Source organism: Paractinoplanes pyxinae, assembly GCF_026626335.1.
GTDB classification, from domain to species: domain Bacteria; phylum Actinomycetota; class Actinomycetes; order Mycobacteriales; family Micromonosporaceae; genus Actinoplanes; species Actinoplanes pyxinae.
Genome location: NZ_JAPNTZ010000006.1, coordinates 331,547 through 355,989, shown reverse-complemented (window position 1 = coordinate 355,989; position 24,443 = coordinate 331,547). Strand labels below are relative to the sequence as shown.

Here is a 24,443-nt window from a genome sequence, read left to right as displayed (position 1 = left end):
GTGGTCCGTGAGGCGGGGATCCGGGTCGGCGGCAAAAACCGCGTCGAAGGCGTACTCGTTCGCCGTCAACTACCACGACGCTGAGGTCGTCGGCCGAACCCGGGTCGTCACCGGCTCCATCCCGGGGCCGTGTTCAGGCGCCGCTAACCCAGTTGGTCGCGGCGGCGGGTCAGGTAGGCGACCTCGGCCGTGTTGCCGGCCAGGTCGATGGCCTTGTCGTAGGCGGACCGGGCCGGCTCGCCGCGGCCCAGGCGGCGTAGCAGGTCGGCTCGGGTCGCGTGGTAGGCGTGGTAGCCGGCCAGCTTGCCGTCGAGGCGGTCTACGGCGGCCAGGGCCACGTCGGGGCCGTCCACTTCGGCCACTGCGATGGCCCGGTTCAGCGCCACGATCGGGGACGGGTCGATCCGGACCAGCTGGTCGTAGAGGGCGACGACCTGCGACCAGTCGGTGTCCCGGACGTCGCGGGCGTCGGTGTGCACGGCGTTGATGGCGGCCAGGATCTGGTAGCGGCCCGGGGCCTCTCCGGTGGCCAGCCGCTCGCGTACCAGTTGGTGGCCCTCGGCGATCAGCGACCTGTCCCAGGCGCCACGGTTCTGTTCGCCGAGGGCGACCAGCTCTCCGCCGGCCGAGATTCGGGCGGTTCGGCGGGCCTCGGTGAGCAGCATCAACGCCAGCAAGCCGGTCACCTCGCCGTTGGCCGGCAGCAGGGCGCGGATGAGGCGGGTCAGCCGGATCGCCTCGGCGGTCAGATCATGGCGTATGGGATCGGTGCCCGCGCCCGTGGCCAGGTAGCCCTCGTTGAAGATCAGGAAGAGTGCGGCCAGCACGCCGGAGACCCGGATCGGCAGGTCTTCGGCGGCCGGCACCCGATAGGGGATGCGAGCCGCCTTGATTTTGGCTTTGGCCCGGGTGATCCGCTGTTCCATGGCCGTCTCGCGGACCAGGAAGGCGCGCGCGATCTCGGCCACGGTCAGGCCGCCCACCATGCGCAGCGTCAACGCCACCCGCGTCTCCAGGGCCAGCGCCGGGTGGCAGCAGGTGAAGATCAGCCTCAGCCGGTCGTCGTCTATGGCGCCGGACGGCTCGGGCGGGCTGTCGTCGCGCATCATCTGAGCCTCCCGCTGCTTGTCGTCGCGTTTGCTCTCCCGCCGGATCCGGTCGATGGCCTTGCGGTTGGCGGTGGTGGTGAGCCAGGCGCCGGGGTTCGGGGGCACGCCGTCGGCCGGCCACTTCTCGACGGCGACGGCGAACGCCTCGGCCGCGGCCTCCTCGGCGATGTCGAGATCGCCGAAGCGCCGGCACAGCGCGGCGACCACCCGCGCCCATTCCTCGTGGTGGGCGCGGACGGCGGCCTCGTGGACGTCGGTCACGCTCATTCGCCGAAGAAGGGCCGGACCTCGACCCGCCGGTTGCAGGCCTTCGAGCCGTCGGCGGCCAGCTTGAGCGCCACGTCGAGGTCGGGCGCCTCGAAGATCCAGAAGCCGGCGATGAACTCTTTCGACTCGAGGAAGGGGCCGTCGGTGAACAGCGTCTCCTCGCCCCGGTTGTCGATCACGGTGGCCGTGCTGGGCGCGTTGAGGCCGCCGGCGAACACCCAGTGGCCGGCCGCCTGAACCTTGTCGTTGAAGGCGTCAATGGCGGTCATCTCGTCGTCGGTGGCGGAGCCGGACTTGTCGTCGATCACGGAAACCAGGTACTGCATGTTCTCCTCCTTCGTCGTCCTGCTGATGCTACGAACGCCGCCGCACTGATCCGACACATGACAGTGGTGCCAATGTGGCTTGCCTCGGCGCCAGAGTGGTGCCATAGTGGTGCCATGGACCTGACGACGTATGTGAGCAACCTCGGCCGCGAGTTCGCCGCGCTGGCCGAGGCCGGTGGCGAGGAGTCGCGGGCCCTGGTCGAACGCCTCACCGGAGCGCTCGAGTCGGCGATCCGGATGACGCTTCTGGACGCGCTGTCGGCGGCGGCCGACGAGATCACCCGGGATCTGGCTCCGGGCTCGGTCGAGGTGCGGCTGCGCGGCCGTGACCCGCAATTCGTCGTGAAGGCGCCGTCCGGCGAGGCGGCCGCCCCCGAACCCGCTCCGGCTCCGGAGGTCGAGCCCGTGGTGGCCGAGGACGGGCCGGCCACCCGGATCAACGTACGCATGCCCGAGCCCTTGAAGGCGGCCATCGAAGAGGCCGCGGCCAAGGAGGGCCGTTCGGTCAACGCGTGGCTGGTGCGGGCGGCGGCCGCCGGCCTGCAGCGCTCCGAGCCCGAGAACCGTACCGAAAACAACCCCACCACCAGCAAGAGGAGCGTCCAGCGCTTCACCGGCTGGGTCCGCTGATCCACCCCGACGTGAGAAAAGTGGGTACCACCATGCCAAAATTCGACACCCCCGAATCGATCGCCGTCGTTGTCGAGCTCGCCGTCGGCAACGTGCGGATCGCCGCGAGCGAGCGCGCCGACACCGCCGTCGAGGTCGTCCCGAGCGAGGGCTCCGACGAGTCCGATGTGGAGGCGGCCCGGCAGGTCAAGGTCACCTTCGCCGACGGCCTGCTGCGGGTCATCGGCCCCAAGCGGCTCTTCGACTTCTCGCGCAAGACCCGGTCGGTCGACGTGACCATCGAGCTGCCGACCGGCTCCCAGATCTCGGTCACGACGTCGGCCGGCGACATCCGCTGCGCCGGGCCGCTGGCCGAGTGCCGGCTCAAGACCGCGGCCGGCGACATCGGCGTCGAGCAGACCGGCCCGCTCAACCTCAGCACCTCGGCCGGCCGGGTCACCGCCGGTCGCGTTGACGGCCACGCCGAGATCTCCACCGGCTCCGGCCGGGTTCAGATCGGCGAGGTCACCGGCACCGCGGTCGTCAAGAACTCGAACGGGGAGACCACGATCGACGCGGTCGCGGGCGACTTGCGCGTACGGGCGGCCAACGGCGACATCCGGGTCGACCGCGCCGGTGCCGCCGTCGACGCCAAGACCGCCAACGGCGCCATCCACATCGGCGAGGTGGTGCGGGGCGCGGTCACGCTCGGCACCGCCATGGGTGACCTCGACGTCGGCATCGCCGAGGGCACGGCGGCCTGGCTCGAGCTGAACACGAGCTTCGGGCACGTCCGCAACCAGCTGGACAACACGACCAAGCCCGAGGGTCCCGGCGACACCGTCGAGATCCGCGGCCGCACCTCGTACGGCGACATCACCATCCACCGCTCCTGAACGGGGAGAGCCATGCCAACGAGAGCCCCGGCGATCGAGGTCGCCGGACTGGAGAAGTCCTACAAAGACCTGAAAGTGCTCAAGGGCGTCGACCTCACCGTCGACCGGGGCAGCGTCTTCGCCCTGCTCGGCTCGAACGGCGCCGGCAAGACGACGATCGTGCGCATCCTGGCCACCCTGCTCAAGCCGGACGCCGGAACCGCCACCGTCAATGAGTTCGACGTGGTGTCGCAGGCGGCCCACGTACGGGAATCGATCAGCCTGACCGGGCAGTTCGCCGCCGTCGACGAGATCCTGTCGGGCCGCGAGAACCTGGTCATGATCGCCAAGCTGCGGCGGGTGCCGGACCCGGGCGACGTGGCCGACGACCTGCTCAAGCGCTTCGACCTGGCCGACGCGGGCGGGCGGCGGGTCGGAACGTACTCGGGTGGCATGCGCCGCCGCCTCGACATCGCCATGAGCCTGATCGGCGACCCGCCGGTGATCTTCCTCGACGAGCCGACCACCGGCCTCGACCCCGAGGCGCGCCTCGAGGTGTGGGAAGAGATCCGGAAGCTGGCCGGCGGCGGCACGACTGTCCTGCTCACCACCCAGTACCTGGACGAGGCCGAGAAGCTGGCCGACCGGATCGCGATCCTGCACCAGGGCACGATCATCGTCACCGGCACGCTGGCCGAGCTGCGCCAACTGCTGCCGCCGGCCCAGGCCGAGCTGGTGGAACGGCAGCCCACCCTCGAAGAGATCTTCCTCGCGATAGTCGGGAAGGAGAAGCGATGACCGCCCACGTCCTCAACGACACCGGTGTGATGCTCGACCGCTCCCTGAAACACGTCACCCGCAGCCTCGACACGATCATCACGGTCACGATCATGCCGATCGCGTTCCTGCTGCTCTTCCGGTACGTGTTCGGTGGCGCCATCCAGACCGGGACTGACAACTACACCAACTACCTGATGCCGGGTGTGCTGCTCATCGCCATTGCCAGCGGCATCTCGTACACCGGGTTCCGGCTCTTCAACGACATGCAGGGCGGCATCTTCGAGCGGTTCAACTCGATGCCGATCGCCCGCTCGTCGGTGCTGTGGGGCCACGTGCTGACGTCGCTGGTGTCCAACGCCATCTCGGTGCTCGTGATCATCGGCGTGGGCCTGATCATCGGCTTCCGCACCTCGGCCGGCGTGCTCGCCTGGCTGGCCGTGACCGGCATCCTGGTGATCTTCACCCTGGCCCTGACCTGGCTTGCCATCGTCGCCGGCCTCAGCGCCTCGACACCGGACGGCGCGTCGGCCTTCTCGTACCCGCTGATCTTCCTGCCCTTCATCAGCTCGGCCTTCGTGCCGACCGAGACGATGCCCGGCCCGGTGCGCGCCTTCGCCGAGAACCAGCCGGTCACCTCGATCGTCAACTCGATCCGGGCGTTGTGGGCCGAACAGCCGGTCGGTCACGAGATCTGGATCGCCCTCGCCTGGTGCGTCGGCATCCTGATCATCGCCTACCTGTTCGCCATGGCCGCGTACCGCCGCAAGATCGCCTGATCCGCGCGGCATGGCTCCCTCGGTCATGATGGAGCCATGCCGCAGCGCCTTTCCTACGCCGACGCCGTGCGGATCCTCGGGGGCGCCGGGCCGGTCGCCAAGGCCGTCGACAACCTGCTGGGCGGGGTGCTGAGCGTCGCGACGGCGGGCGGCAGCGATCTGGCCATCAGCCTGTTCGACGCCAAGTCCGAAGTGGTCCGGCTGGGCCGGCTGGTCACTGTCCGAATTAATGATTCGGTACGAGATCTGGGACGGCACGACCGAAGCCGGCGCCTACAGGCCGCGCATGCGGTCCTAGCCGTGACCGCGTTCTTCGAGGCGCTCGACGAATGTCTGGCCGACGTGTCGATGGCCGACCCGGAGTTCCGCCGCGAGGAGCAACTGCTGCTCATCAGCAAGGCCGACGGCACCCTGGTCGAGCGCCTCATCACGAGCTCCGTCCCGTTGCCGGCGCCCGACCAGTCGTACGAGAAATCGCTCGAGAAATGGTTCGCCGAGTCGGCCGCCCGGATGAAGACGCATCTGACCGGCCTCGCCGTCTGGGACGCGGCCGACGACCGGGCTCGCGCCTCGTTGTCGGCCCTGCTCGACCAGCGCCTGCCGGCGGTCGCGCTCCGCCGTTACGACGAGGCCCACCGCCGCCTGGCCGAAGAGATCCCCGAGTTCGCCATCTGGGCCGGCCGCATCGAGGCCCGCGCCACCACTCGCGGCCTGGAACGGCTGGAATCGGTGCTGCTGCAGGTCAGTTCGGGCCGCGACCCCAGCCGGCACCGCGCCGCCCTGGCCCGGGCCTACCGCGCCCTGCTCGAGCGGCCGGTGCTGGGCGGCGACTCCGGCGAGGTGCTGCTGCCTGCGCTGGGCGCCGCGTACCTCGACCCGATCTTCCGCGTCCGCACGGCCGGGCCGGGTGCCCGCCCGGCCGACGATTTCTGGTGGACGACTGTCGAGCCCCGGAACGACCTGGCCGCCTTCCTCGCCTCGTACCTGACCACCACGCAGGCCACCGAGGCGCCGATGCTGCTACTCGGCCAGCCCGGCGCCGGCAAGTCGTCACTCACCCGGATCCTGGCCGCACGCCTGCCCGCCGCCGACTTCTTCGTCTGCCGCGTCGCGCTGCGCGACGTGCCGGCCGAGGCCGAGATCCAGGACCAGATCGAGCTGGCCCTGCGGGCGACGATCGGCGAGACCGTGTCGTGGGCCGAGCTCGCCCGGGACGCCGGCGGCGCCCTGCCGGTGGTGCTGCTCGACGGCTTCGACGAGTTGCTGCAGGCCACCGGTCTGCACCAGTCCGACTATCTGCAGCGCGTGGCGCAGTTCCAGCAGCGTGAGGCGTCGCTGGGCCGGCCGGTCGCGGTCATGGTGACCAGCCGGGTCGCCGTGGCCGATCGGGCCCGCCTGCCCGGGGGCGCTCTCGCCGTACGGCTGGAACCGTTCGACGACGCGCAGATCGAGCGCTGGCTCGAGGTCTGGAACAAGGTGAACTCCGGGCCTTCGCTTGATGTCGTGCTCCGGCTGCGCCACCTCGCCGAACAGCCGTTGCTGCTGCTCATGCTGGCGCTCTACCACGCAACGGGCCACGAGCTGCACGGCGGAAACCTGGACGGCGGGCAACTGTACGAGCGGCTGCTGGCGTCGTTCGCGGCGCGCGAGGTGCGCCGGGTGCACGCGGGGCAACCCGACTCGGCGATACCGGCGCTGGTCGAGCAAGAGCTGCTGCGCCTGTCGGTGGTGGCGTTCGCGATGTTCCACCGGCTGCGGCTGTGGGTCACCGAACGCGAACTCGACGACGACCTGGCCGGCCTTGGGCTGAGCCCGTCGCGCCCGGGTCGCACCGAAGCGTTCCGCACGCCGCTGACCGCCGGGCAAGAGATGGTCGGGCGCTTCTTCTTCATCCAGCGCGCTCAGGCCGTGCGCGACGATCAAACCCTGCAGACGTACGAGTTCCTGCACGCCACCTTCGGCGAATACCTCGTGGCCCGGCTGGTCGTGCAGGCCGTACGAGACACCGAGGCGCGCGAGGCGGCCGGCACGCTGGCGTTGCGGCTGGGCCCGGCCAACGACGACGACCTGCTGCGGTCGCTGCTCGGGTTCACCGCGCTGACCGCCCGGGCGACGGTGCTGCCCTTCATCGCCGATCTGCTCGACGGTGCTGATCGCGAAAGGTTGCGTACGTGGCTGACCGGGCGCACGAGCCAGGCGGTGACCAGACCGACGTACGCGGAAAGCTCTTATCGCCCGGTCGACAAGCGTGCCGACCACTGGATGTCCACCTACTCGTTCAACCTGCTGCTGCTCACCTTGTCGTGTGGCGGCTCGCTGCGCGCGTCCGACCTGTTCACCACGACCGACGACCCGGCGTACTGGTTGCGCGGCTCGGTCCTGCAGTGGCGGGCCGCCATCCCCGGCGACATGTACATGGACGCCATGGCGAAACTGGCTGTCGTCCGGGTCTGGCACAACGGCCGGCGCGACGTCGAGCTGTGCCGCGCACCCGACGGCCCGCCCGCCGACCTCGACATCAGCTGGACCAACGAATTCCCGCCGGGATCCTCGCCGGCGCCGGTCTGGCGGCCCAGCTTCGACCTGCGGTCGGCGCTGCGATCCATGAACCTGAGCAACAGCGTCAGCGACGACAGCCTGCTGCACGCCCTCGAACCGCTGATCGCCCGCCAGCCGGAATCGCTGACCACCTTCGTCCGCCAGGAATCGGGCACCGACGAATCCCTCGCGCGCAGCTTGGTCGCGCTGTGGCTGGCGTCCGCCCTCGAAGAGTCACCCGACGAGCTGATCACCCGGTACGAGCACGTGACCACGGCGATCGCCGCCATCGGTCCCGCTCAGGCCCGCCCCGCGGTCACCATGCTGATGCAGGCGCTCAGGGCCGACGCCGACCGCCTCCCTCCCGACCGCGTCGTGGCCATCACCCGCATCCTGGTGGCACACGGCCAGGTGGCCACCCCGCGCGGCGCGGAGCTGGCCCCGCGCGCCCTGCTGACCCCGGCGGTGACGGCTCTCGGCTCGTCGGTGGCTCCCTTGTGGATGTTGCTGTCCGACCACATGCCGACGCTCGACGACGACCTGCTCGTGCGGGCGTTCCACGCCGTCCTCAACGCCACCGAGGCGGGCGACAACAAGATCCGAGACCTCGTACGTCAACTGGACGATCAGGGCCGGGCCGGTGCCCTGGAAGAGCTTGATCCGGTTCTGGCCGTACGGTTGTCGGCCTTCCGCTGACGTCGGTGGCGGGCGGGGAGCAACTTGGTTGTGAAGCCCGCCGGACCGGGTGTTTCGGCTGCTCAGGGCCCTACCGTGGCAGGAGCCGGTGCGTCACCCCCGCCGCCCGGCCCCGAAGGGAAGTCCTGCATGAGCTCACGTCGTCACCTGCGGATCGCCGTCGCCGTTGTTGCGGCCACCGCGCTGGGCGCCCTCCCGGTGTCGGGCGCCGCGTTCGCCAAAAAACCCAACTCGGCGACCAGGGACACCGACCGCGACGGCATGCCCGACGCGTACGAGAAAGCGAACGGCCTCAATTTCCGCAAGAACGACGCGAAGGCCGACAAGGACCGCGACAAGCTACCGAACTTGGCCGAGTTCAAGGCAGGCACCAACCCCTCAAAGCCCGACACAGACGGAGACGGCCTCCCCGACGGCGACGACAAGCGCCCCAAGATCAAAGACCCTCGCCACGGCGACAAGCCCGCCAAGCCCAAGCCCGACAAGCCCGCTAAGCCGGCCAAGCCCGCCAAGCCCGCCGACTCCGAATCTCCGAGCGACGACCCCTCCGGCGACGACAGCTCACCCAGCGACGACCCCGCCCGCAGCGACGACGACTCACACCACGACGACGGCTCGAGCCACGACGACGACAGCTCTCACCACGACGACTGACATCCCCCCGCGCCTTGTTCGCAGCGCCTTGTTCGCCGCGCCTTGTCCGCCGCGGCGACGGGCCTAGGTCTTGGCGTTTCGACGGGCCTGACGCCCGCGGTCGTGACAGGCGTGAGTCGCGGCGTTCCGACGGGTCTGGCGCCCGCCGCCTCGACGCGCCCGAGTCTCGCTCAGCCGGCGCTCAGTGGTTCTTGGCTACCTCGAACGAGCGCGCAACGATCTCCCGCAGCGCCGCCTGATCGGCTTGGTCGACGCGCTTGATGTACAGACAGCCCTTGCCCAGCGAGTGCGGCCCTAGCCGCCCGAGCTGATCCGCGTAGCCGTCGAGATCCCCGGTCAGGTAAAGAACGGTCTGCGCCTTACGCGGCGAGAACCCGATCGCCGCGACGTCCCCTTCCCGCCCCGACTCGTACTTGTAATGCCGCGACCCAAACCCGATGATGCTGCCGCCCCACATAACCGCCGGCTCGCCAGTCACCTCACCCATGAGCCCAACAAGCAGCCGAGCATCCCGCTGCCGCTGCGCATCCCCCACACCGTCCAAGAACTTCGCGACGTCATCGTCCACAGCCGCACTCTCGCACACCCGCCCCCACCTGTGGATAACTCGACCCGCTCAAAGCCCCCGCCCCTAAAATAAAGACGTCCCCGGGTGGGCGGGGGTAAGGGTGGCCCACCCAGCAAGATCAGGCCGCGAAGTTCAATCCCGCTGCAATGATCAGCGATGGCCTGGCCGAGGTCGATAACCGGCGATACACAGGCACGACGAAGGCGACCGAATCATCGGTGCGGACGGCAGGTTCGCTGCCGGCGCACTGGTCGAACGGTCCACCGCTATCTGGTGCTGCTACAACCAAGCGACGCCCGGCTGAGCACCGACGCCGCACCTTCCCGCAGCATCGGAGACGGCGTAGCGCCCGGCCACGTCGGGATCGCCCGGGTCGGCGCGAGCGGCTGTCGCCGGACGGTGTGGCTATCGCCCAGCGAGGTGGCCGTCGTCGGTGGTGAGGCGCTGTTCGAGGCGTTGGAGCAGTTCGGTGCACTGCCGGACGGTGTCGAGGTCGTCGCCCAGCACGTCGGTCAGTTCGCGCGCCCAAGCGCTGCGCAGCCCGCGCAAGTTGGCCGCGGCCAGCTCGGTCGCTCGGACGGCGACCCCGCGCCCGGTGCTGGGCACCCGGGCGACCATGCCTTTGCTCTCGAGGGTGCGCAAAGCCGTGCTGACGTTGGTGCGCTGCAGGCGGGCGCGGCGGGCGATCTCGCTCGGGGCGGTGCCGGGGTACAGGTCCACGATTCGCATGACCTGGCGTTCGGTTTCGGTCAGCGGCACCACCTCGGACCCTTCGGGTGTGCGGGCGCGCACCAGCCGGCCGACGTTGAGGATCAGGTCCGCCAACTCGGCCAGCGGGCTCTCGGCGGCGGCATGGTCCGGGTCACGAGGCATGGCACCAGCCTAGTGGATTATGCGACGATAATTATGTGTCCATAATCCAGACGTTACGGGTGCCGCGCCGCGGACGGTTGGCTCTCATGCTCGGTGCGCTGAGCGCGTTCGGCGCGCTGACGATCGACATGTATCTGCCGGCCATGCCGGGCATGGCGTCCGAGCTGCGGACCAGCGCGCCGATGGTTCAGCTGACCTTGACCGTGTTCGTCGTCGGGCTCGCCGTCGGCCAGGTCATCGTGGGTCCGCTGTCGGACACGTGGGGGCGGCGCCGACCTCTGGTGATCGGCTTGGCGGTGTACGTCGCGGGGTCGCTGTGGTGTGCGGTCGCGCCCACGGCGGGCTGGCTGATCGGCGGGCGGGTTCTTCAGTCGCTGGGCGCGGCGGCGGGTACGGTGCTGGCTCGCGCGATCGTGCGGGACCTGTTCAGCGGCACGGCCATGACCCGGTTCTTCTCGACGCTGATGATGATCAACGGCGTGGCGCCGGTCGTGGCGCCCGTCGTCGGTGGCCAGCTGCTGACTGTCGCCACCTGGCGGGCGGTCTTCCTCGTCCTGGCCGCCGCCGGTGGTGTGCTGTTGCTGGCGGTGGTCTTCGCGCTGCCCGAGTCGCTGCCGGTACGCGACCGGGCGCCGGCCCACCCGCGCGCCACCCTGAGGACGTTCCGGGGCCTGGTCACCGACTGGCACTACCTGCGTTACGTGCTCGCGGCGGCGCTGATGTTCGCCGCCGTGTTCGCTTACATCTCCGGTTCGTCGTTCGTCCTGCAGGACGCGTACGGGTTGTCCGCCCAGCAGTTCAGTCTGGTCTTCGGCTTCAACGGCCTCGGCATCGTCGTTCTCGGGCAGGTCGGTGGCCTGCTCGTCGGCCGCGTCGCCACCGAGCACACCCTGCTGCGCATCGCGCTGACCGTGGCCACGGTCGGTGCCGCCGGGGTGCTGGCCGGCGCCGTCCTTAATCTGGCGTTGCCGCTGCTGCTGGTCAGTCTGTTCCTGGTGGTGTCGATGCTGGGTGTCGTGCTGGCCAACGCCACCTCGCTCGCCCTGGCCGGTCACGGCTCGGCCGCCGGTTCGGCCTCTTCGCTGCAGGGGTTGCTGCAGTTCCTCGTCGGCGGCCTGGCCGCGAGCGCCATGAGCCTGCCCGGCCACATCACCGCCACCGGCATGGCGACCACCATGCTCGTCTGCTCCGCCGCCGCCCTGACGGTCTTGGGCGTACGGCGTTGACCGGACCGTTGTCTCGCAGGATTTGCAAGGTTTGGGTGCTCCCTGTTTGCGACGGGTTTGTGAGTAATGCCGGAGTCGAAGGGGTGGAGCGCGGGACGAACGGCTGAGTGGCGCGGTGACGGCGGTTAACACTGGCCGCATAGGCTCGGCGGCATGACGCGCATCCTGCTGATCTCGGGCAGCACCCGCGAGGATTCCCTGCACACGGCCGCCCTGCGCACCGCCGCCTGGTACGCGCCGGAGGACATCAACGCCGGGCTCTTCGAGGGGCTGCGCAACGTTCCCGCGTACGTTCCGGGGGAACAGGATCCGCACGACACCGTGGTTCTGTTGCGCCATCAGGTCCGGATTGCCGACGCCGTGCTGATCAGCACGCCGGAGTACTCGGGTTCGATTCCGGGCGCGCTCAAGAATCTGCTCGACTGGCTCATCGACGACAACCTTCTGGCCGGCAAGCCGGTCGCCTGGTTGTCGGTGGCTCACGCCAACGAGGACGACGGCGCCCGGGCCACCCTCGAGACCGTTTTGGACCATGCCAGCGCCAAGATCCTGCGGGCTGCCTGCATCCGGCTGCCGATCGATCCGGCCGCCGTCGATCACCAGGGGCTGGTCACCGATCCGCGGCTGCATCAGGCGCTGCTCGACGCCCTGCAGGGGCTCGCCCGGCTGCTCGCACTGACCGAGGCGCCGCCCCGGCCGGCCTGGCAGCACTACTCGAGCGTCTTCCCCGTCATCGAGCGCCGCGACGCCCCGGGCTGGCAGCGCGGCTGAGCATCCTGCACCGTTGCGAGGTTGCCTCTTGTGCGGTTTGCGCAGGACAATGGCCGGCGACGGGGGAGGATGGCAACGATGCGATCTCTGGACGGCACCGACGCGCGCATTCTGCGAGCCCTGGACGCCGACCCCGACGCCACCGTGGTCGCGCTGGCCGAGCGGCTTTCCATGTCCCGCAACACCGTGCAGGCCCGCCTGCGGCGCATGCGGGAGTCCGGCGCGCTCGGCGCCTATTCGCGCCGGCTCGAGACGGCGGCCCTCGGGTATCCGCTGATGGCGTTCATGACGTTGTCGCTCAGCCAGCGCGAGGGCGACCTGGCCGCCCAGCAGATCGTCCGGATCCCCGAGGTGGTCGAGATCCTGGCCACCACCGGCGACGGCGACCTGCTCGTCCGCATCGTCGCCAAGGACACGGCCGACCTCTACCGGATCACCAATCTGGTCGTGGCCGCCCCGGGCGTTGTCCGCACGTCGACGTCGATCGTGCTGCACGAGGTCGCCCCGCACAGCGTCGACGGGCTCCTGCGCCGCCACACCGAATGATTACCCACTGTTACTTCCGCTGGAATGGCACTACGCTTGTTCGCGGCCGCGTTCTTGTTTTTTGATCAACAAGGCCGCATTACTTGACGATCGTTCTCGGTGGACGATCCAAAGAGCCTGGACCAGGTGTAATGCGCACGGTGTCTAGTACTCGCAGTCATGAACGGATTGCTGGACCGAGGGACGAATCCACGCCGGTGATTGCAAGTTGCATACCAAAACGGGCACTCGGCGCGTCCGGTAGATGAATTGGCACATTCAATCGGACGCTACGCATTGTCGTATCGCTGTCACGCTTCGTACAGTGATGGTCAACAATCATCGATCAAGATGAGTGCGAGAAGCGGGCCGACCTGGCGGCGGCCTGCGGGGGAGCCGAACATGCTGATCAAAGTCATCGACCGGATCACCGACCAAGCGCTCCACGAAACAATGTGGACCATGTACCGGGATGCGTTCGAGGAGCTGAACCACCTGGCGGTTCAGCGGCACCTGATGACCCGCGACGAGTTCGACTCGGTATTGGCTGACACTCGGGTCGACAAGTATCTCGCCCTCGATGACGACGGCACGATCTGCGGCGTGGCCACGTACACAAATGATCTCGATGCAGTTCCTCTGATCGCACCGCAGTACTTCGAGCGGCACTGGCCCGAGCACTACAGCGCCCGCAAGATCTGGTACATCGGCTTTGTCGCGGTCAGCCCGCACGCCCAGGGCCGCGAGGCGTTCGCCCAGCTGGTCGAGCAGATGTACATGGTCGCCTCGGCCCAGAACGGCCTGGTCTGCCTGGACATCTGCAACCACAACGACGAGGTGCGGCGCATGTCGCGAGTGTTCCGGATGATGGTGAGCCGGCTCAGCGACAACATGAAGTTCACCCGCATCGACCAGCAGTCCTACTGGCTGTACGAGTTCCCCTCGGCCGCCTGAGAAAGGCCCGAGAAAGGCCCGGCCGAAACCCCGGCACATAACGCGGCAGGCCGCCCCGAGAGGGTGACGGTCTGCCGCGGAGCTGGGGGGAAACCTCACTTCATAGGCAACCTCCACATCGATCCAATGTGTGTCCTCTCCTTCCCAGGCGGTGGGGGAACCGGCATGGGAAAGCCTCGGTGCGGTGCGGGAAAGATCAGTAGGGATATCCGCTGCGGGCGCCCACCGGATCGGCGTGCAGGGCCCGCAGCATTGAACTATCGGGGATGACATTCACCCGCCCCTCGGTGCCGCGGCCGATTGCCGCGTACACCTCGGGCCGGGCTGCCCGCATGATCATCGCCCACACGAAGCCGATCATTGCCACGGCGAGATAGAGGGCCGGAATCAGCCACTGGAACGGTGAATCCCCGTCGACCTGAAGCAGTTCACCGAAGCCGATGCAGGTGGCGGCCAGGACGATGGTGAGCAGCAGGAATGCGCACGCGGGAGCGATGTAAGCCTTCCAGATGCTCTCCTGGCGCCGGTTACGCATGAAGAAGGCCAGCACCGCGGCCGACGCCGCCCACATCAGGATCAGCACCCCGAGGCCACCGATCGTGGTCAGCCACGCGAACACGAACACCAGCGGGTCGGAGCCGACGAGCGCGTACAGGCTGAGCACGATGATCGCCAGCACGCTCTGGGTGATCGAGCCGAGCAGCGGTGCGCCCGTGCGCGGGTGGGTGCGTCCCCACGCGGCCGGCAGCACGCCTTCGCGCCCGAGGGCGAACTGATAGCGCGACACGGCGGCGTGGAAGGCCAGCAGGGCCGCGAAGACGCTCGTCAGGAACAGGACGTAGCCCAGGTCGACCATGAAGCCCGGCAGATGCGGACCGACTAGCGTGAAGACCAGGTCGGTCTCGTGCTGGGCGGCCTTGGCGGCGATCTGGTCGGGGCCGGTGTTGACCGACATTGCCCAGGCCGAGATGGAGCAGAGCACGCCGGCCAGGATCACCGCGATGTGCGTGGCGCGGGCGATCGTGCGCTTCGGGTCCTTCGCCTCTTCGGAGAGCACAACCGTGGCCTCGAAGCCGACGAAGCCCGCGATCGCCAGCACCAGCAGCACGCCGACCACCGGGGTGGCCAGGGGCGCCGGGGAGAACTGCGAGAACGTGACGTGGCCGTTGGCCGGGTTGCTGACCATCACGAGGTCGTAGATGAGCACGACCGCGATCTCGAGCACCAGCAGGACGGCCAGCACCTTGCCGCTGAGGTCGACCCACAGCAGGCCGAGCACTGCCACCGCGAACCAGGCTGCGATGGCGCACGCGTACCAAGGAACGGCGAAGCCGAACGCCCCCAGGATGCCGCTGGCGACGGATCCGAAGAGACCGAAGAGCCCGATCTGCATGAGTGAATAGGCGGGCAGGGCGACGAAGGCCGCGCCCACACCGATGATCCGGCCCAGACCATGACTGATGTACGAGTAGAAGGCGCCGGTGTTGACGATGTGCCGGCTCATGGCGACGAAGCCGACGGTGAACAGGGACAGCAGCCCCGCCGTCACGAGGTAGGCGATCGGCACCGCGGTGCTGCCGATGATCGCGTAGATCGTCGTGATCGAACCGATGATCACGGTGAGCGGGGCCGCACCCGCCACGCCGAAGAACACCACCGACGGTACGCCGAGCCTGTTCTTGGCCAGCGCCTTCGAGACGATGTCCGGCTCTTCGGGTTCCATACGTGACACGAGCATCCTTCCGGCCCAATGATCAGAGTTGTCGCGCCCCAGGTGGTGGCGCCCGGTGCCGCTCACCGGCGGCCCACTGTGACGACCGAGCCCACCGAAGCCTCGGTGTACTCGACGAGCTCCCGAAGGTCTGACGGGAGCGACCCCACGGCGCTGGGCAGCGACTGGAATGCGTGCCGGTGTGCCTCGAAGTCGTAGAGAACGTGCCGGGTCAGCCCGGTGGCAGCCACCAGGCCGATCAGCACCCTGTCGCTGATGGTCATGCCGATGCCGCGGACCAGCAGGTTGGCCAGCCGGGCGGGCGCCCAGGCGGCCGCGTTGCGCTGGGCCGCGCTGTTGGGCATATAGAGAGTCTCGGTGGAGGAGAACATGCGCCGCCGGGTGACCGGCTCGACCGCGCCGAGGCGGGAGAGCCGCTCCCCGACCCTGATCGCCGAGTCCTGCGAGAGGAAGGCCAGCCAGACCCGGACGTCCCGGTGCTGCGGCTGCGCGATGAGAAGGTCGAGAATGTCGTGCGCGAGCGCGTCGGTCGGAGGATGCCGGTCGAGAATCAGCAGGTCTCCGTCGGAGATGCCGATCCGTCCTTCGAGGATCAGCTCGCCGATCAGTGCTGCGGCCAGGCCCAGGCCGGTCGCACGTGGATGGAGTCGGGACCGGCCGGTGCGGTCCTCGTGTGCGATCAGGAAGTACTGGTCAGCCAACACGCCGCCACGCCCCTTAGACAACGTCTGGTTCTTCGGTCGGATCTGCAGTGGCCACCATGGCCGCGATGATCACTGTGGGTAGAAAACGTTGTGACTCGATGTCCGCGCATCATGTACCCGGGCGAAGGGCCAATACAAGAAGGCTAGTACTTTTTGTTTGGTACGCCGTGTTTGGATCATGGAGGCCAGACCCGTACTATCGGTCTCATCAGGACCGAGGGAGTCCAGGTGTCCGTTGATGAAGGGCCAACCCTGCGCCGTCGCCGTCTGGGCGCGGAACTCAAGCGGTGTCGTGAGGCCGCGGGGCTGACGCAAGAGAACGTCTCAAGGCATTTCGAGTGGCACGCCGCGAAGGTCACGCGCATCGAGACCGCGCGTGTGGCGGTGACGCCGCGCGACGTCAAAGATCTGCTGACGCTGTACGGCGTGGGCGATCAGGATTATCGGGAGGCGCTGGTCGAGCTGGCCAGGCTGTCCCGCGAGCGAACGTGGTGGACGGACTACCGGGACATCATGCGTCCCGGCAACTTCGTCGGCCTGGAAGCGGCGGCGGCCGCCATGCGTGCCTGGGAACCGATCATCGTGCCGGGGCTCCTGCAGACCGAGGCGTACATGCGGGCGCTGATCCGCACCGGCCGGTCGAACGAGTCGGCCCAGCAGACCGACCGCCGCGTCAACCTTCGTCTCACCCGCCAGAGCCGGCTGCGAGGCGAACGGCCCCTCGAACTCACCGCCATCATCGACGAATCGGTGGTGCGGCGGGTGGTGGGCGGTGACGAGGTGATGAACGAACAGCTTCGGCACCTGATCGAGGTCGGCCAATTACCCAATGTGCTGGTGCAGATTTTGCCGTTCAGCGCTGGTGAACACACGTTCCTGGGCGGTTCAGCTGCGCTTTTGGAGTTTCGTGAGACCACCCATTTGGATGTTGTCTATCTTGAAGGTCTTGCGGGAGACTACTACGAGGAGCAACCCTCCGAGGTTGCCCGTTACCGGCAAGAGTTCGAGCGTTTGAGCGCCCGGGCGCTGGACGCAAGAATGACCATCAAGATGATCGAGAGCCTGCTCGTCGCGTAGTGCTCTGCGAGAAAGACAACCGCATACGAAGGGGGGTGCTTGAGTTGCTCACGCACCAGCCAAATGCTGCAGTTCTCACCGCTGCGGTCTGGAAGAAGGCCAGCCGCAGCAACGGCAACGGCGGTAACAACTGTGTCGAGGTGGCCTTCCTCGACCAGGGCGTCGCCGTCCGGGACAGCAAGGACCGCTCCGGTCCGGCGCTGATGTTCACTCCGGCGGAGTGGACCGCCTTCGTGGACTCGGCCAAGGATGGCGAATTCGACCTCCATTCCTGACAGCCGAGACTACCGATAGGCACGCACCGATTCCAAGTGCCTACGCATGGCAACTTTTTCGGTGCCGAGTTCGGCCGGGTGTCGCGACGCTCCTCACCAAGCGTTGCGGCACCCGTACTCTGAATAACAATTTCCGCGCCGTTTACCGGTGCGGAATTTTTCGTGCCCGTCACCCCATTCGGTGAATGTTCGGGCCGGCGACAAATTCCGTTTGCCGTCCGGGCCCGGCGGGAATGCGAAAATGCCGCACAGCCTGGGCTGTGCGGCATTTCGTCGTGCCGTCAGGAACGGCCGAAGTCCTGGGTCCAGTACGGGGAGCCGTTGCCGGCGTAGGCCAGGCCCACGCCGATGGCGAGGCTCGAGCAGTTCAGGATGTTCTTGCGGTGGCCGGTGCTGTTCATCCAGGCCGTGACGACCTGCTCCGGGGTCTTGAAGCCGTAGGCCACGTTCTCGGCCGAGGCGTCCTTCTTCGGGTAGCCGGCCCGCACCTCGCGGGTGACGAAGTTGCTGCCGTCGGAGCCGGTGTGGGTCATGGTGCGGGTCTTGGCCTGGTCGGCGCTGTGCGCGCGGGCGGCCTCGGTCAGGCGCGAGTCGACGCGCAGGGCCTTGCAGCCGTTGGCGGTGCGCTCGGCGTTGGTCAGCTTGACGACCTCGGTCTCGTACGCGGCGGGGTCGACGACAACCGCGGCGGGCTTCTTCTTCGGGGTCGCGGCGGTGGCGGCCGCGAACGCGGGGGCGCCGACCATCGTCGGGACGGCGATCAGAGCGGCGGTGACGACGGCGCGGCGGACGAAACGCTTCAAGGTGTGCCCTCTCGTTCGGTGTCTGTCACCGGTACCGATCGGGCCGGGCGGGGGTGGATGAAGCGGGGCACCCGGTAAGCAACACGGCGCAACACAGCCGCTACCGTGGGCTAACGTTCGTACCGGGAAAAGGTTTTTGTCCGGAATGACAACAGGGCCGACGCGGATGCGCCGGCCCTGCCATCGAGGGAACTAGACCGTCAGGGTCCAGGTGTTGATGTAGCCGGTGTCGCGGGCGTAGGTGTCCTGAACCCGCAGCTGCCAGGTGCCGTTGGCCGTCTCGCTGGACAGGTTCTTGGTGTACGTGGTGTTGACGTTGTCGGCGCTGTCGGAGGTCGACGTCGCCTTGAGGTTGTAGACCGTGCCGTCCGGGGCCACCAGGTCGACCCGGAGGTCACCGCGGTAGGTGTGGACGATGTTGACCGCGATCGTCGAGGTGGCCGACGCGGCGCGGGCACAGCCGCTGATCGTGATGCCGCTGTTCACCGCGGCGCCCGCGTCCGGGATCGTGACGTCGGTGGCGTTGGTGCCCGAGCAGCCGGTGGGCGGCGGAGGCGTGGTGGTGGGCGGCGGCGTGGTGCCCCCGCCGGTGCAGGTCGGGTCGGCCGACTGGGCCGGCACGTTGACCGCGTCCCAGGCCGCCTTGACCGTGTTGAACTCGGTGCAGCCGTTCGGGAAGAGGTTCTTGGCCGCGGTCAGCGTCCAGGTGCGGTACTTCAGGTACGACGAGCTGGACGTCTTGATCAGCATCGCGTTGTACATGATCTTCATGGCGTTCTGGATGCCGAGACCGGTGATCGCGCCCGAGCCGCTGCACCGGGTGCTGGCGGGCTGCCCGTTGGTCGGGTTGGTGCCCTCGGCCATCAGGTAGAACCAGTGGTTGCCGGGGCCGGCCGCCGCGTGCACCTCGGAGCCGGGGGTGCTGCTCGAGTAGCAGTTGCTGTCGCCCGCCAGCGACGGGTTGTACATGTACCGGATCGGGCCGCTGCCGACCAGGTTGACCTCCTCGCCGACCTGGTAGTCGGGGGCGTCGTTGGGGTTGTTGATGAACCACTCGGTGGCCGCGCCGATCGTGTCGGCCACGAACTCCTGCGTGCCCGAACGCGAGATGCCGCCCGGGGTGGTGTCGTCGATGCCGTGGCCCAGCTCGTGGCCCACCACGTCGGCCGAGGCGATCCACTGGCCGGCGGTGTTCTTGCCGATCTGCACCTGGGTGCCGTCGTAGTACGCGTTCTGGTCGTTCAGGCCGACCCGGATCGGCCAGGCGCCGCCGCTGCCGTTCTGGCCGTTGCGGCCGAGCCACGACGAGAGCATCGCGTACTGCTTCTGGGCGACGTAGAAGGCGTCGACGCAGCCGGTCTCGCGGTCGGTGCCGCTGCCGTTGCCCCACACGTTGTCGGGGCCGCTGAACGTCGTGTTGCCGGAGGCGTTCTGGCAGCGGATCGTGGTGTGGCTCGGATCCTGCAGCAGGTAGGACGAGCCCGACTGGGTAGTGTCGATCGAAACCGTGCCGTTGATCCATCCGGTGCCCGTGCCGGCCGCCTCGGTGACGTGCTCGGTCGTACGCAGCACCCGGCCCGTGGCGGCGTCGACGGCCACGGTCAGGCGGCTCGCGCCCTCGGCGCCCGTGCCGTTCACCGTCGTCTCCCAGGCCAGTGCGGCCTGCTCGCCTTCCTCGGCCAGCACCACCAGGTTCGTACCCTCGACGCTGTCGACCGTCTTGAGCTGAGCCTGAGCCGTCGCCGCGGCGGCGGTGCTGGTGACCTTGGCCGCCGTGGACAGCTCACCGATCGGGCTGCTCTGGGCGACCGAGGTGTACTTGGTCCGGCCGGCCGAGTCGGTCACGACGACGAAGTCGCCGCCGCGGACGGGCAGGCCGTTGTAGGTGCGCTCGTAGGGCACGTAGTTGAGGCCGGACGACTGGATGACCTTCTTTCGCAGGAAGGTCTCGTTCGAGCCGGCGTGCAGGATCGAGGGGCGGCCGGCCACCAGGGCGTCCGCCTTGCTCGCGGCCAGGGCGGCGGCGGCCGCGGGGTCCTGGGGCGCCGCGGTGGCGGGCCCGGTGACCGCGACCATGGCGCCGGCGGCCGCGGTTCCGGCGGCCAGCGCGATGACCAAGGGGGTTCGACGTTTCACGCGGGTGCTCCTTCCCCGTCCCGGGGGTGGGGACGGGCTCAAGTCACATCGGAAGACTTGAGGTGAACCTAGGCATCGACGAGCGTCACCGAATCAGGGAAAACCCTTGCACGTACGTGCTGGCCGGACATGATTGACAACGATGACCTTCTATATAGTCTCGCACTGTGTAATCTGATGAGTTCGTAAAGTGACATGCTCTGCTCTGGCAGGGCGGTATCCGGTCAGGCATCATGGCCGGACAGCGTCCCTTCAGGAGTGTGTGATGACCTCACAACTCGAGCTCGCGGCCCGCACCGCGTTCGCCCAGGTGCTCACGGTCTGGCGTACGCGTCGTGGCCTGTCCAAGAAGCAGCTCGCCGCGTCGATGGGCTACCACCCGTCGTACATCAGCCACGTGGAGAGCCTGCGCCACCACCCGACCTTCGAATTCGCCTGCCGCGCCGAGGCGGTCCTGGCGAGCGGGGGCGAGATCATTTCCCGGTACGAGCAGTGCCGGCAAGCCTCGGGCGAGCCCGCACCGGTGCCGGTCGTCCGCAGCGACTACGAGCCCAGCCCGATGCTGCCCGCCACCCTCGTCATCGAGGAAGAGAACGCCACCCTCACGTACGCCGACGGATGGTACTTCTCGCGGGTCGAGCGGGTGGTGCGCAACGTGGGGGACAGGCCCGTCACCTGCTATCCCGTGCGGGTCGACGTCGACCGCTTCCCCGACCAGCCCGGCGTGTCCCGGCGGCTCTATCAAGAGAGCCCGCTGCAGCTCTCCGACCTGGACTTCGAGGCTTCCGTGGCGTCAGTGGGCGACGACCGCTCCGAACCCATGGAGGTCCGCGTGACCCGGTCCTCCGACGCGTACCTGAAGATGGTCCTGGTCTTCGGCAACGCCCGGGCGCGGTTCCCGCTCTACCCGGGCGAGCGCACGCGCGTGACGTACTCGTACCGCGTGCCGGCCAGCCTGTGGGGCCAATGGTTCCAGCGCGACATCCGGTTCCCGACCCGGGCGCTGACCATGGCGTTGCGACTGCCGGCGTCGCTGGCGGCCGAGGTGAGCGCCGAGAGCCTGTCGTACGCGGGGATCAAGGGCTTCTCGCCGACCGAGTCGCCGGGCGAGAACGGCACCGTGGTCTACACGCTGCGGCTGCGCGAGCTGCTGCTGACCAGCCAGATCAGGCTGCGGTGGCGCTTTGTCGAGGCCACGCCCAGCGGGTGGTCCTCACTGGCCGCCTAGCCGGCGCTGCCGGCTGGTTTGCGGCCCTTCACCGCCCACGCCGACGCGGTCAACGCGATCGTGCCGTCGGGGGCGGTGGGCAGGCTCGAGCGCAGGCGTTCGCGGATGTCGGCCTGCTCGGCGGCGGTCAGAGTGGCCAGGTAGGCGGGCGCGGCGCCCTGACCGCCCAGGAACGGCTGCCAGAAGTCGTCGAAGTCGCGGAAGACTGTCGGAATCTCGACAGCGCGCGTGGCGACTCCGGTGAGCCCGGGCGCACTCCAGGCGGCGCGAAGGGCGGGCTCGCGGCAGATCGGAAAGCGCGGCCCCTCGTCATGCCCGGCGGCGCCCGGGACGACCGCGATGGCGGCGTCCCAGAAGAAGCGCATCATGCGCATTCCGGCGTCGTAGTCCCAGACGTACGAGGCCACCAGCCCACCCGGCGCAACCACGCGCACGAACTCGGCTATCGCTTCCTCCGGCCGCGGTACGAAGTTGAGCGCCAGCCCGCTGACCACGACATCCACACTTCCGTCGCGCAGGGGCAGAGCGGCGGCGTCCCCGTTGACCTTGACTGCCGGCCCCTCCCGCAGGAAGCCCAGCGACGGGTCGACCCCCACCACCGCAGCCGGACCAGCGGTTCCGAAGATCGCACTGCTCAGCGCGCCGGTCCCGCACCCGGCGTCCAACCATCGAGCTTTCGCCGGCGCCGACAGCCACCGCACGAATGCGACGGCCACCTGGCGGCTCCACCGGCCGACGTACGCCTCATAGGCGTCCCCGAGCTCCCACACGTCCGCGCCCATGGGCTGACTCTGCCGCACCCGCTCTTCGGAATCGAGCCTTGGATCTTGCTGAGGCGCGGGGTCAGACTTGGCGGTCGCGGCCGGCCAGGTAGCCGGCGATGATCTGAGGGATCATCAGGCCGACCATCAGGGCTAGGGGAGCGCGCCAGCCGTCGGTGGCGTCGTGCAGGGCGCCGACCAGGAACGGGCCGGGGATGGCGAAGACGTAGCCGACGCTCTGGGCGAACGCCGACAGCTTGACCACGGTGGCGGGGGTGCGGCCGCGCAGGGCGATCAGCGTCAGGACCAGGGGGAACGCGGTGTTGACGATGCCCAGCAGGATCGCCCACAGCCAGGGGGCGGCCGCGGGGTCGTACCAGAGGCCGCCGTAGCCGGCCAGGCCGAACAGGCCCAGTCCGACGGCTATCCAGCTTTGGCTGCGCACCCGTCCGGCGTACGCGGAAAGCACGAAACCCAAAGGTACACCCAGGAACGACGTGACGGCGAAGAGCACGCCGGCCTGCTCGGCGGAGATGCCGGCGTCGCGGTAGATCTGCGGGAGCCAGCCGATGATCACGTACGCCGAGGTGGACTGCATGCCGAAATACACCGCCAGGGCCCAGGCGACGGCGGTGCGGCTCACGCGTACCGGAACCTCGGTCTTGACCTCGGTCTTTCGCGCGATCGGCTCGCGGGCCAGAGGCAGCCAGGAGGGGACGGCGAGCACCGCCACCACGGCCCAGCAGGCCAGGCCGAACCGCCAGTCGCCGCCGAACGCGTGCTCGCTGAGCGGGACGGTGGCCGCGGCGGCGGTGGTGGCGCCGACGTTCAGGGCGACCGTGTAGAGACCGGTGGTGGCGCCCACCCTGTCCGGGAAGCGGTCCTTGACGACCGACGGCAGCAGCACGTTGACCACCGCGATGCCGGCCAGCGCGACCAGGCTGAGCAGCAGGAACAGGGCCGTGCCGGGCGCGAACGGACGCACCGCCAGACCCGCCGCCAGCACCACCAGACCGACCAGGATCACCCGCGACGCGCCGAACCGCCGGGCCAGGCGGGGCGCGGTCAGGCCGACGGCGGCGAAACACACCACCGGTACGGAGGTCAGCAGGCCCGCCATCGTCGAGCTCATGCCGAGCCCGTCGCGGATCTCGTCGAGCACCGGGCCGACGCTGGTCACCGCCAGCCGCAGGTTCACGGCGGCCAGCAGCAGGGCCACCAGCGCGACCCCGCGGCTGCTCTTGCTGGTCAGGTCTTCCTCGGCAGTCACCACTTACACATCATCAACCGCCGGGGGATGTGACCTACGCCCGGTCTTGCTCTTGTTCCACCTGCTGGTTCCACTCGCGCTTGGAGGACTGCCAGCCGTCCTCGTTCATGCCGCGCCGCCAGTAGCCCGAGATCGACAACTGGTCCATGGGGATGCCGAGCTCGTTCTTCAGGTAGCGGCGGAGGTCTTTGACGAAGTTGGCCTCGCCGTGCACGAACGCCTGCACCCGCCCGGCCGGGAACTCGAAACCTCGTACGGCCGCGATCAGCGCCTCACCCACCGGGCGACCGTCGCGGTAGAGCCAGGTGATCTCGGCGTCGGCCGGGGACTCGAGCTTCTGCTCCTCGCTCGCGCTTTCGACCTCGATGAACGCCCGTACGGTGGCGTCGGCCGGCATGCCCTCGAGCGCAGCCGCGATGGCGGGCAGGGCGCTCTCGTCGCCGGCCAGCAGGTGCCAGTGGGCGTCGGCGCTGGGCGCGTAGCCGCCGCCGGGGCCCATGAAGCGGAACGGGTCGCCGGGCTTGGCCCCCACGGCCCACGGGCCGGCGATGCCCTCGTCGCCGTGGACCACGAAGTCGACCCACATCTCGGGGATCGCCGGGAGCCACTTGCGAACGGTGTACGTGCGGACGGCGGGCCAGTCCGCCCGGGGCAGCGTCTCGCGGATCTGACCCATGTCGAACGGCTCGGGATACACCACGCCGGGCAGGGGGAAGAGAGCCTTCACGTAGTGGTCGGTGCACGTGTCGGCCTGGATGTTCCTCAGGGCCTCGCCGGTGAGCACCACCCGGACCATGTGCGGGGTGAGCTGTTCCACCCGGCTGACGACCGCCTCGGTCGCCGCCCGTGCCGGCCTGTCAGCCATGCTGAACCTCTTCCTCTTCTGCGTCGCGGGTAAGGCTACCCTCAC

The 24,443-nt window shown here is 68.8% G+C and carries 24 protein-coding genes; 13 read left to right on the top strand and 11 right to left on the bottom strand.

All coding sequences use genetic code 11. The annotated features are described in order from the left end of the window. Window positions 1–143: 143 nt before the first annotated feature. Both OWR29_RS18815 and OWR29_RS18810 read right to left on the bottom strand, forming a co-directional pair. Entirely contained in the window at window positions 144–1,376 is a 1,233-nt protein-coding gene (locus OWR29_RS18815) for an RNA polymerase sigma factor (RefSeq protein WP_438872616.1), read from the bottom strand. After that, the gene (locus tag OWR29_RS18810) at window positions 1,373–1,702 is read right to left on the bottom strand and encodes a YciI family protein (protein WP_267564207.1); all 330 of its coding nucleotides are present in this window, start codon (window positions 1,700–1,702) and stop codon (window positions 1,373–1,375) included. Before OWR29_RS18810 ends, OWR29_RS18815 begins: the two co-directional genes overlap by 4 nt. A 114-nt stretch (window positions 1,703–1,816) precedes the next feature. Between OWR29_RS18810 and OWR29_RS18805 the strand changes: the two genes are divergently transcribed. The 6 genes from OWR29_RS18805 to OWR29_RS18780 all read left to right on the top strand — a co-directional run bounded on the left by OWR29_RS18805 (window position 1,817) and on the right by OWR29_RS18780 (window position 8,630). Next, window positions 1,817–2,332 (top strand): ribbon-helix-helix protein, CopG family, encoded by a 516-nt coding sequence (locus OWR29_RS18805; protein WP_267564206.1) that lies wholly within the window; start codon window positions 1,817–1,819, stop codon window positions 2,330–2,332. A gap of 32 nt (window positions 2,333–2,364) precedes the next feature. Next, window positions 2,365–3,207: a DUF4097 family beta strand repeat-containing protein gene (locus OWR29_RS18800; protein WP_267564205.1), complete on the top strand. Its 843-nt coding sequence runs from the start codon at window positions 2,365–2,367 to the stop codon at window positions 3,205–3,207. A 12-nt stretch (window positions 3,208–3,219) separates the two neighbouring features. After that, window positions 3,220–3,984: an ABC transporter ATP-binding protein gene (locus OWR29_RS18795; RefSeq protein ID WP_267564204.1), complete on the top strand. Its 765-nt coding sequence runs from the start codon at window positions 3,220–3,222 to the stop codon at window positions 3,982–3,984. Next, window positions 3,981–4,742, top strand: coding sequence for an ABC transporter permease (locus tag OWR29_RS18790; protein WP_267564203.1), 762 nt, complete (start codon window positions 3,981–3,983; stop codon window positions 4,740–4,742). The genes OWR29_RS18795 and OWR29_RS18790 overlap by 4 nt, the downstream gene beginning before the upstream one ends. Window positions 4,743–4,778: 36 nt before the next feature. Then, on the top strand, window positions 4,779–7,976 hold the full coding sequence (locus OWR29_RS18785) for an NACHT domain-containing protein (RefSeq protein WP_267564202.1): 3,198 nt from the start codon (window positions 4,779–4,781) through the stop codon (window positions 7,974–7,976). A 129-nt stretch (window positions 7,977–8,105) separates the two neighbouring features. Next, window positions 8,106–8,630 carry a hypothetical protein gene (locus tag OWR29_RS18780; RefSeq protein WP_267564201.1) on the top strand — a complete coding sequence of 175 codons (525 nt, stop codon included), beginning with the start codon at window positions 8,106–8,108 and terminating at the stop codon, window positions 8,628–8,630. Between the two features lie 181 nt (window positions 8,631–8,811). Here the strand turns inward: OWR29_RS18780 and OWR29_RS18775 are convergent, their stop codons facing one another. Together OWR29_RS18775 and OWR29_RS18770 are read right to left on the bottom strand one after the other, a co-directional pair. Then, a complete protein-coding gene (locus OWR29_RS18775; RefSeq protein WP_267564200.1) occupies window positions 8,812–9,198 on the bottom strand; it encodes a DUF1801 domain-containing protein in 387 nt (128 codons plus the stop codon). 405 nt (window positions 9,199–9,603) lie between these two features. Further along, on the bottom strand, window positions 9,604–10,071 hold the full coding sequence (locus OWR29_RS18770) for a MarR family winged helix-turn-helix transcriptional regulator (protein WP_267564199.1): 468 nt from the start codon (window positions 10,069–10,071) through the stop codon (window positions 9,604–9,606). Window positions 10,072–10,157: 86 nt separating this feature from the next. Between OWR29_RS18770 and OWR29_RS18765 the strand changes: the two genes are divergently transcribed. From OWR29_RS18765 to OWR29_RS18750, 4 genes are all read left to right on the top strand, one after another. Further along, entirely contained in the window at window positions 10,158–11,297 is a 1,140-nt protein-coding gene (locus OWR29_RS18765; RefSeq protein ID WP_267564198.1) for a multidrug effflux MFS transporter, read from the top strand. 153 nt (window positions 11,298–11,450) lie between these two features. Further along, window positions 11,451–12,068 (top strand): NADPH-dependent FMN reductase, encoded by a 618-nt coding sequence (locus OWR29_RS18760; protein ID WP_267564197.1) that lies wholly within the window; start codon window positions 11,451–11,453, stop codon window positions 12,066–12,068. Window positions 12,069–12,146: 78 nt separating this feature from the next. Continuing rightward, window positions 12,147–12,614 carry an Lrp/AsnC family transcriptional regulator gene (locus tag OWR29_RS18755; RefSeq protein ID WP_267564196.1) on the top strand — a complete coding sequence of 156 codons (468 nt, stop codon included), beginning with the start codon at window positions 12,147–12,149 and terminating at the stop codon, window positions 12,612–12,614. A gap of 381 nt (window positions 12,615–12,995) precedes the next feature. Next, window positions 12,996–13,547 carry a GNAT family N-acetyltransferase gene (locus OWR29_RS18750; RefSeq protein ID WP_267564195.1) on the top strand — a complete coding sequence of 184 codons (552 nt, stop codon included), beginning with the start codon at window positions 12,996–12,998 and terminating at the stop codon, window positions 13,545–13,547. 196 nt (window positions 13,548–13,743) lie between these two features. On the opposite strand, the gene OWR29_RS18745 is transcribed toward OWR29_RS18750, so the two are convergent. Then, entirely contained in the window at window positions 13,744–15,270 is a 1,527-nt protein-coding gene (locus OWR29_RS18745; RefSeq protein ID WP_267564194.1) for an APC family permease, read from the bottom strand. Between the two features lie 71 nt (window positions 15,271–15,341). Further along, window positions 15,342–15,983: a GOLPH3/VPS74 family protein gene (locus OWR29_RS18740; protein WP_267564193.1), complete on the bottom strand. Its 642-nt coding sequence runs from the start codon at window positions 15,981–15,983 to the stop codon at window positions 15,342–15,344. 228 nt (window positions 15,984–16,211) lie between these two features. Between OWR29_RS18740 and OWR29_RS18735 the strand changes: the two genes are divergently transcribed. Together OWR29_RS18735 and OWR29_RS18730 are read left to right on the top strand one after the other, a co-directional pair. Further along, window positions 16,212–17,060, top strand: a complete 849-nt coding sequence (locus OWR29_RS18735; RefSeq protein ID WP_267564192.1) for a helix-turn-helix domain-containing protein — start codon at window positions 16,212–16,214, stop codon at window positions 17,058–17,060. Window positions 17,061–17,095: 35 nt separating this feature from the next. Beyond that, window positions 17,096–17,335: a DUF397 domain-containing protein gene (locus OWR29_RS18730; protein WP_251798186.1), complete on the top strand. Its 240-nt coding sequence runs from the start codon at window positions 17,096–17,098 to the stop codon at window positions 17,333–17,335. 281 nt (window positions 17,336–17,616) lie between these two features. Here OWR29_RS18730 and OWR29_RS18725 read toward each other — a convergent pair whose 3' ends face one another. Both OWR29_RS18725 and OWR29_RS18720 read right to left on the bottom strand, forming a co-directional pair. Continuing rightward, window positions 17,617–18,138, bottom strand: coding sequence for a CAP domain-containing protein (locus tag OWR29_RS18725; protein WP_267564191.1), 522 nt, complete (start codon window positions 18,136–18,138; stop codon window positions 17,617–17,619). Between the two features lie 192 nt (window positions 18,139–18,330). Beyond that, window positions 18,331–20,274, bottom strand: a complete 1,944-nt coding sequence (locus OWR29_RS18720; protein WP_438872615.1) for a M4 family metallopeptidase — start codon at window positions 20,272–20,274, stop codon at window positions 18,331–18,333. Window positions 20,275–20,539: 265 nt separating this feature from the next. Between OWR29_RS18720 and OWR29_RS18715 the strand changes: the two genes are divergently transcribed. Next, complete coding sequence (locus OWR29_RS18715; RefSeq protein WP_267564190.1) at window positions 20,540–21,502, top strand: helix-turn-helix domain-containing protein; 963 nt, start codon at window positions 20,540–20,542, stop codon at window positions 21,500–21,502. On the opposite strand, the gene OWR29_RS18710 is transcribed toward OWR29_RS18715, so the two are convergent. The 3 genes from OWR29_RS18710 to OWR29_RS18700 form a co-directional block, all read right to left on the bottom strand. After that, complete coding sequence (locus tag OWR29_RS18710; RefSeq protein WP_267564189.1) at window positions 21,499–22,284, bottom strand: class I SAM-dependent methyltransferase; 786 nt, start codon at window positions 22,282–22,284, stop codon at window positions 21,499–21,501. The two genes, OWR29_RS18715 and OWR29_RS18710, sit on opposite strands and share 4 nt — an antisense overlap. Before the next feature lie 61 nt (window positions 22,285–22,345). Next, window positions 22,346–23,536, bottom strand: a complete 1,191-nt coding sequence (locus tag OWR29_RS18705) for a CynX/NimT family MFS transporter (RefSeq protein WP_267564188.1) — start codon at window positions 23,534–23,536, stop codon at window positions 22,346–22,348. 31 nt (window positions 23,537–23,567) lie between these two features. Continuing rightward, the gene (locus OWR29_RS18700; protein ID WP_267564187.1) at window positions 23,568–24,398 is read right to left on the bottom strand and encodes a siderophore-interacting protein; all 831 of its coding nucleotides are present in this window, start codon (window positions 24,396–24,398) and stop codon (window positions 23,568–23,570) included. Window positions 24,399–24,443: the final 45 nt, after the last annotated feature.